Here is a 1,223-nt window from a genome sequence, read left to right on the forward strand (position 1 = left end):
GTAATATTACTGATGAAATGATACAGCAGTATATTGATGAGCAAGAAGGTGAGCCTATTAATGATGATCGATTTCTAATCGATTCCACTTTATCACCTCTCAGCTTATAGCTGAGAGGTGTTTAGTTACAAAACAAAAATCGTTTCAGAGAACTTCAAAGGGAGCAGTAGCGATTCTTCAGCAGAATATACTAATGCTGCACTTGTACAAGCACCTATTAACGGCGGTAGTCATAAATTCGATGATGATGTATGGCTAAAAAAAGCGGTAACTGGTGCTAATGTTATTACTTTTGTACCGAAGAAAACCGCTTTCATTGCATCGAATTTAGGAGAAAATACTATAGTTGCCGATCAAGCACAATGATGTTGACCGGTGATAATACTAAAGTAAATGTCGGGGGTAATATATCAGGTAGTAATATTACTTTTGACCTTGGTAATAATCAAGTTACTTATACAGGCTCTGCTACTCCTACCGGTGAGCTTATTATAAATGTCTTCTATGATACTATAAATGCAGGTCAAACAGGTAACGCAAATAACGGTAATATAGTATTCGCAAGCGGTAGTACCTTTGATTTATCAAATGTTTCTTCAATTAAAGTATTTTTAACTGCACAAAATAATCCATCTGCTATTGGGCAGGGTAGTGCTTATCCTGTCATTAGCGGAGCAGGAGGCAATATAATAGTCGGTAATGCTGCAAGCTTACCGTTTAACGTTACTGCTAATGAAGGCGGATTTGTCAGATGGCAAATTACAGGTAATTCCTTTGTACTTTTTACTGATAGAACCAACAGGAGATGTAACAATAGATAATATCATTAAAATGTTAATAAATACTCCTGTCGGTAATGTTATAGTGAATACCCCCCCTGTAGGGCAAAGACGTGAAGTAGTTGAACATCTATTACCTATAATTCAAAGACCTTCAAATGCAATACATAGAGTCACTACTCTGCTTACTCCTATGGGTCCTTTCGTCGGTCCAAGTGTTGATGGTGGTTCCAATCCTATACAACCGCCACCGATTAGCGGTAGTGTAGTTCACAATATATATGTTCTGCCTACCACTCCGGGCGGCTACGACGTAACATACGCGTCAAGTTAAGGGATGTTTATAAGTTTAAGAGAAGATAAAGTAGATTTTTTTGTTTTCCTATATTTATCTTTTAAGCAAAAACTTACCCAAGCTATTCGTAAATTTTTAAAGAAGTTTTT

The 1,223-nt window shown here is 36.7% G+C and carries 3 protein-coding genes; all 3 read left to right on the top strand.

The annotated features are described in order from the left end of the window. Positions 1-117: 117 nt before the first annotated feature. Genes ACKTSD_RS01630 through ACKTSD_RS01640 form a run of 3 tightly spaced genes read left to right on the top strand, consistent with a single transcriptional unit; the run spans position 118 to position 1,113 of the window. On the top strand, positions 118-366 hold the full coding sequence (locus ACKTSD_RS01630; RefSeq protein WP_412707710.1) for a hypothetical protein: 249 nt from the start codon (positions 118-120) through the stop codon (positions 364-366). Beyond that, the gene (locus ACKTSD_RS01635; RefSeq protein WP_412707711.1) at positions 363-821 is read left to right on the top strand and encodes a hypothetical protein; all 459 of its coding nucleotides are present in this window, start codon (positions 363-365) and stop codon (positions 819-821) included. Before ACKTSD_RS01630 ends, ACKTSD_RS01635 begins: the two co-directional genes overlap by 4 nt. A gap of 10 nt (positions 822-831) precedes the next feature. Beyond that, a complete protein-coding gene (locus ACKTSD_RS01640; protein WP_412707712.1) occupies positions 832-1,113 on the top strand; it encodes a hypothetical protein in 282 nt (93 codons plus the stop codon). The last annotated feature ends 110 nt before the right edge of the window (positions 1,114-1,223 follow it).

The organism is Candidatus Rickettsia kedanie, assembly GCF_045865205.1.
GTDB lineage: Bacteria > Pseudomonadota > Alphaproteobacteria > Rickettsiales > Rickettsiaceae > Rickettsia > Rickettsia australis.